This is a genomic window from Acidovorax sp. LjRoot204, from assembly GCF_056175785.1.
This window is the reverse complement of record NZ_JBGFFF010000120.1, coordinates 1-13,613: the sequence shown is the minus strand read 5'-3', so window position 1 is coordinate 13,613 and position 13,613 is coordinate 1. Positions and strand designations below refer to the sequence as shown.

At 67.5% G+C, this 13,613-nt stretch carries 12 protein-coding genes and 1 pseudogene; 9 read left to right on the top strand and 4 right to left on the bottom strand.

Going from position 1 to position 13,613, the window contains the following annotated elements; genetic code table 11:
- The first annotated feature begins 16 nt into the window (after positions 1–16).
- Both urtD and urtE read left to right on the top strand, forming a co-directional pair.
- A complete protein-coding gene (gene urtD, locus AC04MI_RS18425; protein WP_476498363.1) occupies positions 17–892 on the top strand; it encodes an urea ABC transporter ATP-binding protein UrtD in 876 nt (291 codons plus the stop codon).
- 76 nt (positions 893–968) lie between these two features.
- Positions 969–1,661, top strand: a complete 693-nt coding sequence (gene urtE, locus AC04MI_RS18420) for an urea ABC transporter ATP-binding subunit UrtE (RefSeq protein ID WP_056060636.1) — start codon at positions 969–971, stop codon at positions 1,659–1,661.
- A 120-nt stretch (positions 1,662–1,781) separates the two neighbouring features.
- On the opposite strand, the gene AC04MI_RS18415 is transcribed toward urtE, so the two are convergent.
- On the bottom strand, positions 1,782–2,702 hold the full coding sequence (locus AC04MI_RS18415; protein ID WP_476498361.1) for a LysR family transcriptional regulator: 921 nt from the start codon (positions 2,700–2,702) through the stop codon (positions 1,782–1,784).
- Positions 2,703–2,901: 199 nt separating this feature from the next.
- On the opposite strand from AC04MI_RS18415, the gene AC04MI_RS18410 reads away from it, so the two are divergent.
- From AC04MI_RS18410 to AC04MI_RS18400, 3 genes are read left to right on the top strand one after another with little or no spacing between them, the layout of a single operon-like run.
- A complete protein-coding gene (locus AC04MI_RS18410; RefSeq protein WP_476498360.1) occupies positions 2,902–3,915 on the top strand; it encodes a porin in 1,014 nt (337 codons plus the stop codon).
- Positions 3,916–3,949: 34 nt separating this feature from the next.
- Entirely contained in the window at positions 3,950–4,906 is a 957-nt protein-coding gene (locus AC04MI_RS18405; protein WP_476498362.1) for a Bug family tripartite tricarboxylate transporter substrate binding protein, read from the top strand.
- Between the two features lie 13 nt (positions 4,907–4,919).
- On the top strand, positions 4,920–6,821 hold the full coding sequence (locus tag AC04MI_RS18400) for a CocE/NonD family hydrolase (protein WP_436078163.1): 1,902 nt from the start codon (positions 4,920–4,922) through the stop codon (positions 6,819–6,821).
- Positions 6,822–6,843: 22 nt separating this feature from the next.
- Here the strand turns inward: AC04MI_RS18400 and AC04MI_RS18395 are convergent, their stop codons facing one another.
- Entirely contained in the window at positions 6,844–7,695 is an 852-nt protein-coding gene (locus tag AC04MI_RS18395) for a phosphatase PAP2 family protein (RefSeq protein ID WP_436078162.1), read from the bottom strand.
- A 312-nt stretch (positions 7,696–8,007) separates the two neighbouring features.
- Between AC04MI_RS18395 and AC04MI_RS18390 the strand changes: the two are divergent.
- Positions 8,008–8,382, top strand: a pseudogene (locus AC04MI_RS18390) (diacylglycerol/lipid kinase family protein); the annotation flags it as partial.
- Here AC04MI_RS18390 and AC04MI_RS18385 read toward each other — a convergent pair.
- Positions 8,328–8,945 carry a hypothetical protein gene (locus AC04MI_RS18385; protein ID WP_353937047.1) on the bottom strand — a complete coding sequence of 206 codons (618 nt, stop codon included), beginning with the start codon at positions 8,943–8,945 and terminating at the stop codon, positions 8,328–8,330. The pseudogene AC04MI_RS18390 and the gene AC04MI_RS18385 sit on opposite strands and share 55 nt — an antisense overlap.
- A gap of 197 nt (positions 8,946–9,142) precedes the next feature.
- Here AC04MI_RS18385 and AC04MI_RS18380 point away from each other — a divergent pair, with 197 nt between their 5' ends.
- Both AC04MI_RS18380 and AC04MI_RS18375 read left to right on the top strand, forming a co-directional pair.
- Positions 9,143–9,931, top strand: coding sequence for a metallophosphoesterase family protein (locus AC04MI_RS18380; RefSeq protein WP_436078161.1), 789 nt, complete (start codon positions 9,143–9,145; stop codon positions 9,929–9,931).
- Between the two features lie 314 nt (positions 9,932–10,245).
- A complete protein-coding gene (locus tag AC04MI_RS18375; RefSeq protein ID WP_108498312.1) occupies positions 10,246–11,328 on the top strand; it encodes an adenylate/guanylate cyclase domain-containing protein in 1,083 nt (360 codons plus the stop codon).
- Positions 11,329–11,356: 28 nt separating this feature from the next.
- Here AC04MI_RS18375 and AC04MI_RS18370 read toward each other — a convergent pair whose 3' ends face one another.
- Positions 11,357–12,103: a haloacid dehalogenase type II gene (locus tag AC04MI_RS18370; protein ID WP_476498359.1), complete on the bottom strand. Its 747-nt coding sequence runs from the start codon at positions 12,101–12,103 to the stop codon at positions 11,357–11,359.
- Positions 12,104–12,278: 175 nt separating this feature from the next.
- On the opposite strand from AC04MI_RS18370, the gene alaC reads away from it, so the two are divergent.
- Positions 12,279–13,505 (top strand): alanine transaminase, encoded by a 1,227-nt coding sequence (alaC, locus tag AC04MI_RS18365; RefSeq protein ID WP_436078159.1) that lies wholly within the window; start codon positions 12,279–12,281, stop codon positions 13,503–13,505.
- Positions 13,506–13,613 lie beyond the last annotated feature (108 nt).

Here is a 13,613-nt window from a genome sequence, read left to right as displayed (position 1 = left end):
CGAAGGGAGCCGCGCAATGACGCCCGATCTGATGGAAGAAGGCGCGCGGCGGCTGCAGAAGACGCTGGCGCCCGTCGCACTGGGCCAGACCGAGTCGGGCGGCCGCGCGGCAGGCTTCTCGCGCATTGCCACGCCGGGTGAAGTGGATGTGACCCACGGCCGCATCCTGTACCTGGAAGACGTGCATGTCAGCTTTGACGGCTTTAAGGCCATCAACGGCCTGAGCCTGGACATCGCCCCGGGCGAGCTGCGCTGCATCATCGGCCCCAATGGTGCGGGCAAGACGACGATGATGGACATCATCACCGGCAAGACCCGGCCCGACAAAGGCACGGTGTTCTTTGGCTCCACCATCGACCTGCTGCGCCACAACGAGCCCGAGATTGCGAGCCTGGGTATCGGCCGCAAGTTCCAGAAGCCCACGGTGTTCGAGCAGCTCAGCGTGTTCGAGAACCTGGAGCTGGCGCTCAAGACCCACAAGGGCGTGAAGTCCAGCATGTTCTTCAAGCTCGACTCCGCACAGTCGGACCGCCTGGCAGAGATCCTGCACACCATTCACCTGGTCGACAGCGTCACGCGCCAGTCGGGCAACCTGAGCCACGGGCAAAAGCAGTGGCTGGAGATTGGCATGCTGCTGATGCAGGACCCCAAGCTGCTGCTGCTGGACGAACCCGTGGCCGGCATGACCGATGAAGAAACCGCCCGCACTGCGGAGCTGTTCCTCACGCTCAAGGGAAAACACTCGCTCATGGTGGTGGAGCACGACATGGGCTTCATCCGCACCATCTCAGAGAAGGTGACGGTGCTGTGCGATGGCTCGGTGCTGGCCGAAGGCACGCTCGACCAGGTACAGGCCGACGAGCGCGTGATCGAGGTGTACCTCGGCCGGTGAAAGTATTCACTATCAAAAATATAGCTGCCGGCGCATATTGAACTAGCGCTAGCGGCCCAAAACACCCCAAGTCACCATGCTCACCGTCCAGAACATCAACCAGTACTACGGCGGCTCCCACATCCTGCGTGACGTGAGCCTCACCGCCACCCCGGGCAAGGTCACTGTGCTGCTCGGCCGCAACGGCGTGGGCAAGACGACGCTGCTCAAAAGCCTCATGGGGCTGGTGCCCATCAAGAGCGGCAGCATCAGTTTCGACGGCAAACCCATCGACAAAGCCACGCCCTACGACCGGGCGCGCGCAGGCATCGGCTTTGTGCCGCAAGGCCGCGAAATCTTCGGCCGCCTGACCGTGGAAGAAAACCTGCGCATGGGCCTGGCCTACAAAAGCGGATCGACGCCGGTGCCTGCACACCTGTACGAGCTGTTCCCCGTGCTCAAGCAGATGCTCAAACGCCGGGGCGGTGACCTGTCGGGCGGGCAACAACAGCAGCTGGCCATTGCCCGCGCGCTGGCCCCCGGCCCGCGTTTGCTCATCCTGGACGAGCCCACCGAGGGCATCCAGCCCAGCATCATCAAGGACATCGGCCGCGTGATCCGCATGCTGGCCGACCAGGGAGAAATGGCCATCCTGCTGTGCGAGCAGTACTACGACTTTGCGCAGGAACTGGCCGATGAGTACCTGGTGATGGAACGCGGCGAGGTCATCGCCCGCGGGCCAGGTAGCGAGATGGAAGCCAAGGGCATTCGCAACCTCGTGGCGATTTAAGACCGCACCCCCTGAGTCGCCTGCGGCGCCTTCCCCCTCTCTCGCTGCGCGGGAGGGGGACGCACCCGGTGGCCTGGCGAGGCCAGTTCCACGGGTGCACAAGCGAGGGGCGTGCCAGTTTCAGAGAGCTGAAGGCAATGCCACGGCGGGGGACGGTGCTTCCATCGCCTCCACCAGCAGCCGGGTGAAGGTGTCATGCAGCGGCGAGGTCGTCGCGTTGGCCACCGTTGCGATGCCCAGCTGGTAGGCGATGCGGGGCCTGAACGGGCGCGACGTGATCGCCTCGTACGGGCAGTGCTGCGCCAGCAAGGCGTTCACGATCGAGACCCCAAGCCCCTGGGCCACGTGGGCGCAGGCCTCGCTGATGGAGTGCACCTCCAGCGCCACGCGCGGCTGCACGCGCCGTTGGCGAAAGGCCATGTCGATGTCGTGGCGGATCTGCCGCTGGCGCCCCAGCAGGATCAGGCTGACGTCGATCAGGTCGGTGGGGCTGACCTCCGCCAGGCCTTCGAGTGCATGGCCCCGGGGCATGATACACACGGCTTCGGAGTCCAGGCTGGCGCGGGTGCTCAGTCCCTGCATTTCCATGGGCAGGCGCACCAGGCCGATGTCCGCATCGCGGCTCAGCAGCGCGCGCTCCGTGTCGTTGTACGAGCCTGACAGCACCTCCAGCACCACGTCCGGGTGCGCCTGCATGAAGCGCTTGGCCAGCACCGGCATGAGCGTGGTGGCCAGCGTGCTGGGCACCGCCACCTTCAGCAAGCGCCGCTTGAAGCCGCCCAGGCGCAACTGTTCGGCATGGCGGCGAAAGCACTGCGCCGAGTCCATCAGCACCTGGGCGTCGTGCAGCAGCGCATGGGCTTCGGCCGTGGGACTCAGGCGGCCTTTTTCGCGCACGAACAGACGCAGGGCCAGGTCTTCCTCCAGCTGCGCCAGCAAACGGCTGATGGCGGGCTGCGACAGCCCCATGCGCTCGGCCGCGCCGGTGGTGGAGCCGCTGAGCATGATGGCCTGGAAGGCCTCGAGTTGCTTGAAGTTCATGGGATGGAGAAGGGGCAGACGTTCTGGTATGCAGGCAGCCGGCCTGCATCTTTGCACTGCTCCCACGCCAGCGCAAACCTGCGGTCTATTGCATAGGGTCATCAGCGTTCGTCATAGCGTTGTGGCCGAGCACCTCGCTCCACAGAATCGGCGGCGTCATCAGCCAACCTGGCACCACCCCTTCAAGGAGCAAGATTTCATGAGGCGCTCATTTCCCTTCGCGCTGGCCGCCTGCGGCCTTTCCGTTTCGGCTGCTGGGCCCGCTGCCGCACAGGACCTGCAGGTCTATGGCCAGGTGCGGCTCACCGTCAACAATGTCAAGACCGGCAACGCCGGTTCCGTCACGGAAGAGCGCGACAACGCATCCCGCCTGGGCTTTCGCGGCAAGGAAGACCTGGGCGATGGCCTGGCCGCCTTGTTCGGCCTGGAGATGGGGCTCGAAGCCGACTCCGGCGCCGCCACCACGCCAGCGTTTCGCAACAGCTATGCCGCCTTGCGCGGCAGCCTGGGCACGGTGGCGCTGGGGCGGCTCGACTCCGCCAACCCGACCGGTTCGCCGCTGTACTCGCAAGTCACGCGCATCACCTCGTTCGCCGCCAACGATGCCGGGGCCACGGCCATCGGCACCTCCATCCTGAACGCGCGCAACCGCACGTCCAACGCCATCGGCTACCAAAGCCCCACCTGGGGCGGCGTCAACCTGCGGGCGCGCTACTACCTGCGCGGCGATGCCAAGACGCCCGAGCAGGAAAACGGCGCCAAGTCGCTGGACCTGGGCCTCAACTATGCCGATGGGCCCTGGTCGGCAGGCATCGGCTACGGCAAGGACACGCGCCCGGGTGGCCTGCTGGCCAACGAGTTCTCGAGCAAATGGCAGGCCGGCGTGCGCTACGACTTCGGCGCGATCGAGCCCTATGTGCTGCTGGGCCGCGATACGTACGCCAGGACGTCGGCCACCACCCGCGCCGATGTGGACTACTGGCTGGTGGGCACCCGCTTTTCAGCTGGCCAGCACACCATCGTCGTCAACGTGATGCAGCGCGATGTGCAGGCGTCGCTGCGCGGCCTGCGCAAGCGCCAGCAGGTAGCCTATACCTATGCCCTGTCCAAACGCACCGAGCTGCAGGCCTTCATCGACCGCGACGGCGTCGATTCGAGCCGCAGCAATGTGTCCGTGCGCGCCATTGGCGCGGGAGTTCGCCATGATTTCTGATAACAAGCACCGCATGATTCCCTGGTTGTCCCGCATGCCGCAAACGCTCGCGCTGTTGTGTTCCTTCATGCTGTGCCACCCGCTGATCGCGGGCGCGGCCGAGTTCCCCGAGAAGCCCGTGCGCATCGTGATTCCGTTTCCGGCAGGGGCAGCTGCGGACACGGCCATGCGTGTGGTGGCACGCAAGATGTCGGACCAGTGGCGGCAGCCTGTCGTCATCGACAACCGGCCCGGTGCGCACGGCTTCCAGGCGGTCTCCTCGGCGCCGGCCGACGGGTACACGCTGCTGATGGGCGCAGGTTCCGGCATGGTGACGGCGCCGCTGCTGTCCAGCAAGCTCACGTACAACCCCTCGCGCGACTTCGTGCCGGTGGGGCGGGTGGTGGTCAACGTGCCCATCCTCACCACGCACCCGAGCCTGCAGGTCCGCACGGTGCAGGAGCTCATCGAGCTGGCACGCAAGAACCCCGGCGGCCTGAACTACAGCACCAGTGGCAACGGTAGCCCGGGGCATTTGTCGATGGAGATGTTCCAGGCGGCCACCGGCACGCGCATGGTGCAGATCCCGTACAAGGGCGGCGGCCCGGCGGTGAACGAGCTGGCGGGCGGGCATGTGCAGCTGGGCATCAATGCAGTGCCCAGCGTGGCTGCGCACATCAAGGCGGGCAAGCTGGTGCCGCTGGCGGTGGCCAGCGCCAAGCGCTCGCGCGCCTTCCCGCAGGTGCCGACCATGGCCGAGGCGGGGCTCAAGGACTTCGAGTACGACATCTGGTACGCCCTGTTCGCCCCCACGGGCACTCCGGCGGATGCGGTGCAAAAAATCAGCAAGGTGCTGCGCGCATCGCTGGCCGACCCGGAAGTGACCGCCTCGCTGGTGGCGCAGGGTGCCGAGCCCGCGCCCACCACGCCGCAGGAGCTCGGCCGGTTCATCCAGGAAGACACGGCGCGCTGGGCCAAGCTGGTCAAGGACCGCAACCTCAAGCTCGACTGAGGCAGGACCTTCCATGACCACGATGATGAATCCAATGGCGCCGTCCGCCGCCCCGGCCGGTGTGGGCGGGGTGGTGCGGCACACCTGCCCGGTGCCCATGCGCGACGGCGTGCACCTGGCCACCGATGTGTATCTGCCGGCCGGCCACACCGGCCCCCTGCCGGTGCTGCTGGAGCGCACACCCTACGGCAAAGACGAACCCACCCGGCGCGAGCGCACCGCCGCTAACCCCGCACCCCTGCGGCGCGGCGAGGTGGCCGAGCGGTTTGCCCGCGAGGGCTACGCGGTGGTGGTGCAGGACTGCCGGGGCCGCTTCGACTCCGAGGGGCAGTTCACCAAGTACCTGGGCGAGGCCCACGACGGCGCCGACACCATGGCGTGGATCGTGGCGCAGCCCTGGTGCAACGGCGCCGTGGGCACCTACGGCCTGTCGTACGCGGCACACACTCAGACGGCGCTGGCCAGCCAGCGGCCCGCCGGGCTCAAGGCCATGTTTCTCGAATGCGGCGGCTTTGCCAATGCCTACCGGGGCGGCATCCGCCATGGGGGTGCTTTCGAGCTCAAGCAGGCCGTGTGGGCCCTGCGCAATGCGCGCAGCGGCAGCAACAGCCTGAGCGATGCCGCGCGCCAGGCGCTCGACCAGGCCGACATCGGCGAATGGTTCTTGCGCCTGCCCTGGACGCGCGGCGATTCGCCGCTGCAGTGGGCGCCCGAGTACGAGGACTATCTCTTCGGCCAATGGGAGCGCGGCAGTTTCGATGACCACTGGCGCCAGCCCGAGCTGTATGCGGCAGGCCACTACGGCGCCTTCGAAGGCGTGGCCGTGATGCTGATGTGCGGCTGGTGGGACCCCTATGCGCAGACCACGACCGACAACTACCTCGGGCTCTCGCAGCGCGGGCAGGGCGATGTGCGCATGGTGCTGGGCCCCTGGACGCATGGCGAGCGCAGCGTGCCGTACGCGGGTGATGTGGACTTCGGCCGCGATGCGGTGCTGGATGGCACGCTTGCACCCGACTACGTGCACATGCGGCTCGCGTGGTTCAACCACTGGCTGCGCGGGCAGCCGCTGCCCGAGGGGCAGGACGATGCCGTGCGCTACTTCTGCATGGGCGGGGGCACTGGGCGGCGCACGCCGCAAGGCCGGCTCGACCATGGCGGCGTCTGGCGCAGCGCGGCCCGCTGGCCTGTACCGGCGACCACGCTGGTGCCCTGGTACCTCGCGCTGGGCGGGCTGCTGTCGCAGTCCGTACCGCAGGCCGAGGCCCAGGCCGGTTTTTGCTTCGACCCCGCAAGGCCGGTACCCACCATCGGGGGCTCCGTCACCTCGGGCGAACCGCTGATGGTGGCCGGTGCCTACGACCAGCGCACGCACGACGGGCTGTTCGGTGCGCAGGCGCCGTTCGGGCCGCTGGCTGGCCGGGACGACGTGCTGGTGTTCCAGACGCCGCCGCTCGACAGCGATGTGGAGATCACCGGGCCGGTGACCATCGCGCTGTGGGTGTCGTCCACCGCACCCGACACCGACTTCACGGCCAAGCTGATCGACCAGTACCCGCCCAGCGAGGACTACCCCGAGGGGTATGCGATGAACCTGACCGACGGCATCCTGCGCTGCCGCTACCGCGACTCGTGGGAGCAGCCGGGGCTGATGGCGCCTGGCGAGGTGGTGGAGATCACCATCGAGCCCATGCCCACGTCCAACCTCTTCCGCCGAGGCCATCGGATACGGCTCGACATCTCGAGCAGCAACTTCCCGCGGTTCGACGTCAACCCCAACACCGGCGCTCCGGAGGGCAGTGCGGGGCCACGGGTGGTGGCGTTCAACACCGTGCACATGGGGCCGGGGCGTGCGTCCTGTGTGGTCTTGCCGATGCAGCCCATGGCGTCTACCGAGGATTCACCCGCACGGTGAACCGGGGCGCCCGGGCGGCGGCTCAGCGGCACGTCGCCGGGGGCGCCGCGCCGCGCCAGCGCGACACGCTCTCCATGATCAGCACCGTGCACACCATCCACGTGCCGCCCAGCAGCCAGCCTGCCAGCACATCACTGGCGTAATGCACGTGCAGCACCACACGGCTCCAGCCGGTGGTGAAGATCAGCGCGCCGGCCAGCACCACCGCAGGCAGGTGCCAGGCGCGGGGCAATAGCCGCGTGGCCAGGTAGGCCAGCATGGCGTAGGCCACCATCGATGCGCTGCTGTGCCCACTGGGAAAGCTGTAGCCGCTGGCCTCGGCGATGCCGTGCGTGTGCTCGGGCCGCACGCGCTCGAACAGACGCTTCAGCACCTTGGTCAACGCGCCGTTGCCCGCCATGGCCACCAGCCAGCCGGTGGCCAGCAGGCGGTGCCGGCGCAGCCACAGCAGGGCGGCCACGCCCAGCGCCAGCGCGGTCAGCACCCAGGTGTCGCCCAGGTGGGTGAGGGTGGCAAACCATTGCAGCACGGCGGCGGATGCCTGTGCTTGCAGGCCTGCAGCCAGTGCGTCGTCCAGTGCGCCCCAGGTGCCCGGGGCGCGCCCGCTTTCGGCCAGCTCCGCGAGCGCGGCACCTGCCAGAGCCAGCGTGCAGGCCGAGGTGGCCATGGCGGCCACCAACACCCAGCGCGCTTGCGCCGGAAACATGCGGCCCAGCGGGGCGCCTGCGTGTTGTCGCAGGCGGCGCAAGCCGGTCAAGGCGACGCTACCCAGCAGGGCAAACGACAGCACGCCAGCCATCCACCAGCCCAGGGGGTGTTGCGCCAGCAGGGCGCCGATGTCGGTGGCGGCCAAAGCACTGGAGGTTGTGGTCATGGAGATAGTGGGTCCTTTCTTTGGATGCACCCGCAGGGCGGGCGGCCCATGGAGAGAAGCCGTGGGTTGTACCGAAGTTCCCAGCATCCCGTTGCGTGGTGGGTGTATTGCATCGTCACTGCCGCTGTCGGAGGCGGCTGACAAAGGGTAGGCGTGGCTACCGGCTGCACGGGGGGCAGCCGTTTGTCACCATGGAGTGCCCTGCGATCCGTGTTGGTAATCATCGCGTGGTGTGGCCCTGCGGGCTCGCCCGGTCGCTGCGATTGGCTCAGCGCGGTGTGTGGTTGCTCTTGTTTGTTGCAGAGTTTTTGAATGACACCTTCGGAACACACCCTCCCTCCCCAGCCCCGTGGCCCCATCCATCTGGTGGTGCCACGGCGGCCAGGTGCCGACCTGGACCTGCTGCGCGCCAAGCTCGAAGGTGTGCCTGCCCTGCAGGCGCACGACGTGGTGTGGCACGTGCCTGACCGGCGCGCCGACATCGTGCAGCTGGCCGAGCAAGCCGCCCAGGCCGCGCAGGACGATGGCGGACTGGTGGTGGCCGCCGGGGGTGACGGCACCATCAACGCGGTGGCGTCGGCCGCGCTGCGCGCCGGGGTGCCGCTGGGGGTGGTGCCCATGGGCACCTTCAACTATTTCAGCCGCGAGCACGGTCTGGCGCTGGACCCCGAGACCGCCGTGCAGGACCTGCTGCAGGCGCTGCATGCAGGGGACCTGCGGCCGGTGCAGGTGGGGTTTGTGAACCGCCGCATGTTTGTGGTCAACGCCAGCGTGGGCCTGTACCCCAAGATGCTGGCCGACCGCGAGATGGCATCGCGCCGCTTTGGCCGCAAGCGCTGGGTGGCCATAGCGGCGGCGGTGTGGAGCCTGTTTCGTCCCGCATCGGGCCGCCGCTGGCGCGTGGTGATGAAGACGCACCAGGGCGCCGAGGCGCAGCAGGAGGAGCATCTGGTCACCACCCTGTTTGTGGGCAACAACCCCTTGCAGCTGGACCGCATGGGCCTGCCGCAGGCGCAGAAGGTGGCAGACGGCGGGCACTTGGCCGTGGTGATGCTCAAGCCCCAGGGGCGCTGGGCCATCGCCCGCACCGTGTGGAACGCGGCCACCGGCCAGCTCGACAAGGACAACGCGGTGGTCAGCATGGCGTGTGCCGAGCTGACCGTGGCGCCCGCCAGCTGGCGGCCCCCGCAGGTCAAGGTGGCGTTTGACGGCGAGCGGGAGTGGATGGCGCCGCCCCTGCATTTCCGCATCAGTGCGCGGCCGCTGTGGCTGGTGGCGCCGAGCCCGCTGGCGCGCGATGGCGCAGCGCAGACCCCACCACCAGAAGAGACCGCTTTCGCAGCCTCCGCAACCGACACGCCTGCGCCCGGCATTACCCCCGCCCCCGGCTTGCTGCCTGCATGATGGGGTCCCCCGTGCGCCAGCCCACTGCCTGCGACCACCTGCCATGACTGTTCTGATGCACCTGTCGGACTTGCACTTCGGTGCGCACGACCCGTTGGTGTGTGCTGCTGTGCAGCGGCTGGCGCAACGCCTGGGTGTGGCAATGGTGGTGGTGTCGGGCGACCTCACGCAGCGCGCCACGGCCGAGCAGTTTGAGCAGGCTGCGCGGTTTGTGCAGGGCCTGCATGCGCGGAGCACCTTGGTGCTGGCGGGCAACCACGACCTGCCCCTGTTTGCGTGGTGGATGCGCTGGGGCCGCTCGTACGAAAGGTTCTCCGAACAGTTCGGCATGGACCAGGAGCCGGTACGGCAGATGGGAGCGTTCTACGTGGTGGGTGTGAACACCACCCGTGCCTGGCGGCACGAGCGCGGCAGCCTGTCGTCTGCCCAGATCGAGCATGTGGCGCTGCTGCTGGCGCGTGCACCCCCGGGTGCATGGCGCATTGTGGCCAGCCACCACCCGCTGGTAGCGCGCGACGCCGAGGACCGCGACCACCGACCCCACCGCGCCGACGAAGCCGTGGAGCGTTGGCGCATTGCCGGTGCGCAAATGCTGCTGTCCGGCCACGTGCACCGGCCGCGCCTGTTGCAGCCAGTGCCGGGGCTGTGGGCCAGCAGCGCGGGCACGGCGGTGTCGCACCGCCTGCGGCACGGCAGCCCCAACAGCCTGGTGGTGCTCAGCACCGAGGCATCGGGCGCTGTGCCAGACGGCCAGGCGAGGGTGGCGGCACGGTGGGACTATGACGGCGCGGTGGGCGAGTTTGTGTGTGTGGACCGGGTGGCTGCCAGGTGACGGGGGAAGACGCATCAATTGCTATGTTGTTGATAGCATTTGATGCATATGGATGTAGCGCTTCCAGCCAAAAAGACCGAATTCTTCTACCGGGAAGCGCTGCGGCGCTGCTCGCACGCTCCACACCGGTTTGCTGATAGCGGGCAGGTGCCGCTGACCTCGCTGTTGCTGCTTTGCCCGCGGTGTTTTCACCGGTTGACCAGCCGTGGGGCGGCGCCTATTCTGGGTGGTGAATGGCAGGCATTGCCTTTAGAACCTGAACAGGTTCTTACCCCCACCCACAAAAACCCGGCCGCTCCACGCCCCAGACCTCCATGCACAAAGAATTCCACCACGACGCCGTGCGCCGCCTGCAGGCGCTGATCGAACGCGAAACCGGCAAGCCGCTGGGCGAGGCGGCGCAGGCCGAGATGGCGGGCATCCTGCACGGTATGGAAAACCCCGAAGGTGCTGCCGCCACCGGCCTGGAGGTGGCGCCGCGCGAGGTCACCATCCTGCTCGCCGACCTGCGTGGGTTCACCGCGCTGTCGGGCTCACAGCCTGCGTCGGTGGTCATTGCGGCGCTCAACCGCTGCCTGGCACGGCTGTCGGAGGTGGTGTTCAAGTACCAGGGCACCATCGACAAATTCATGGGCGACTCGATCATGGTGCTGTTCGGCGCCCCGGTGGCCCGCGACGACGATGTGGACCGCGCGCTGCTGTGTGCGGTGGAGATGCAGATCGCCATGCGCGAGCTGAACCTGGCCCACCTGACCGAGCGCCTGCCGGAGGTGTTTCTGGGCATTGGCGTGAACACCGGCACGGTGATGGCCGGGCGCTTTGGCTCGGATGTGTATTCCGAATACACGGTGATCGGCGAGGCCGTGAACCTGGCGTCGCGCATTGAGGCGCTGAGCCTGCGGGGCCAGGTGCTCATCAGCGACTCCACCTACCAGCGCTGCTGGGGGCTGGTGTCGGCGTCTGCGCCCATGCAGGTGTTCGTCAAGGGGCGCACGCAGCCCGTCAGCCTGCGTGAGCTGATCGCCATCCCGTCGCACAAGCTCAAGGTGCCCCGCCAGGAGTTCCGCCGCAGCCACCGTGTGGACGCGCGCCTGCCCTGCCTGTGCCAGCGCATGCAGGACAAGATCGTGGTGCCCCACATCGTGCACGGCGCCATCCGCGACATTGGCTACCACGGCCTGCTGGTCGAGCTGATCGAGCCACTGGAACCCCACAGCGAGATCAAGCTGGAGTTCGAGCTGCCGCTGGTGGACTACCGCGTGGCCGATGTGTATGCGCGGGTCATCACCCTCAAGCAAGAGGGCGACGAATGGGTGGCCGGGCTGGAGTTCACCTCCATCAGCGCCGAGTGCCGCGCCAAGGTGCAGATGTTTGTGCAGCTGCTGGTGGCGCACTGACGCGCGCGCACACCGCACCGCTGGCCGTTCAGCATCCCAGCATGTGGGCGAGATCGTTCAGGTCCTTGGCATGCAAGTCATTGCCCGGCTGCGGCGACACATCCTTGGGCTGTGCCACGCCAAACTCGTGTGGCCGTTCGATGTACGCCGTGCGCAGGCCACATCCCCGCGCAGCGGCCAGGTCGTCGTGGTGCGCCGCCACCAGCGCCACCTGCTGTGGTGGCAGGTCAAACACCCGCGCCACGCCCAGGTAGGTGTCGGGATGCGGCTTGTAGGCTTTGAACACCTCGGCGCTCAACACACAGTCCCAGGGCAACCCGGCGCGCTTGGCCATGTTGGTCAGCAGGCCGATGTTGCCGTTCGATAGCGTGGTGATGGTGTAGCGCTGCTTGAGCCGCGTCAGGCCTGGCACGCTGTCAGGCCAGGCATGGAGCCGGTGCCACGCGCGGTTGAGGTGGTGGCGCTCGGCATCGCCCAGGTGTGCCAGCCCAAAGCGCGGAAGGATCTCGTCCAGGATCTGCCGGTGCAGGGCATCGATCAGCGTCCAGCCCTGTTCGCCGCGCATCACCCGCGCCATGGCGGGCTGGTAGCCCGCGCGCCACGCCAGTGCAAACGCATCGGCATCTACCTGGGGATAGAGTGCCCGCACCTCGCGCGCAATGCTGCCGTGCCAGTCCACCACGGTGCCAAAGATGTCGAAGGCCAGCACCTGCACCTGGGCAAAGGGATGGTCGGCAGGCAGGGCAGTGGGGTTGGTGGATGAGAGGGTGTTCATGCGCCCATCGTAGATGGCGGCGGCCAGCCCTCGTCCCCACTGCGGCATTGCCGCCACACTGCGCACAAAGGGCTGGAGCGCTGCCCGCAGCTTGCGCTACATTGGCTGCGGGCTGGCCTTTCTGCCAGCCACGTCGCTCGGACGGTTCCGGGCGCTTACGTGAAAGTCACACCGCATGTCTGCATCGCAGGGCAAGCGCCGTTTTGCGCGCATCGATCGCCTCCCTCCCTACGTCTTCAACATCACGGCCGAGCTCAAGCTCGCCGCCCGCCGCCGGGGCGAAGACATCATCGACATGAGCATGGGCAACCCCGACGGGGCCACGCCGCCGCACATCGTCGCCAAGCTCACCGAAGTGGCCCAGCGGCCCGACACCCACGGCTACAGCGCCAGCAAAGGCATCCCGCGCCTGCGCCGTGCCATCAGCCACTGGTACAAAGACCGCTATGCGGTGGACATCAACCCCGACACCGAGGCCATCGTCACCATCGGCTCCAAGGAGGGCCTGGCCCATCTGATGCTGGCCACGCTGGACCGGGGCGACACCGTGCTGGTGCCTGACCCGAGCTACCCCATCCACATCTACGGCGCGGTGATTGCCGGTGCCGACATCCGCAGCGTGCCCGTGGCGCCCGATGTGGACTTTTTTGCCGAGCTGGAAAAGGCCATCCGCGGCAGCTACCCCAAGCCCAAGATGATGATCTTTGGCTTTCCCAGCAATCCCACGGCGCAGTGCGTGGAGCTGAGTTTCTTCGAGCGCGTGATCGCCCTGGCCAAGAAGCACGACATCCTGGTGGTGCACGACCTGGCCTATGCCGACATCGTGTACGACGGCTACCGCGCCCCCAGCATCATGGAAGTGCCCGGCGCCAAGGACGTGGCGGTGGAGTTCTTCACGCTCAGCAAAAGCTACAACATGGCTGGCTGGCGCGTGGGTTTCATGGTGGGCAACCCCGACCTGGTGGCCGCGCTCGCCCGCATCAAGAGCTACCACGACTACGGCACCTTCACGCCCCTGCAGGTGGCCGCCATCGCTGCGCTGGAGGGCGACCAGCAGTGCGTGAAAGACATCGCCGCCCAGTACCAGCGCCGCCGCGACGTGCTCTACAAGGGCCTCACCGAAGCCGGCTGGGCCGTGGACTGCCCCAAGGCCAGCATGTACATCTGGGCCCGCATCCCCGAGCCGTATCGCGCGCTGGGCTCGCTGGAATTTGCGCGGCAGCTGCTGGACAAGGCCAAGGTGTGTGTGTCGCCAGGCATCGGCTTTGGCGACCAGGGGGATGAATATGTGCGCTTTGCACTCATCGAGAACGAGGCGCGGATTCGGCAGGCGGTGCGGGGGATTCGCGCCATGTTCAAGGCGGATGGGTTGTTGAAGCTGCCCCCGGTGATACCCGCCTGAGAAAGGCGCCGCAAGGCGGCGCTGAAACCCGTTGCAACGACTGCTTACGGCATCGGCGTGCGCCGCAGCTTAGACTGCGGCGCATGTTTCTGGACTACAACCCCGACG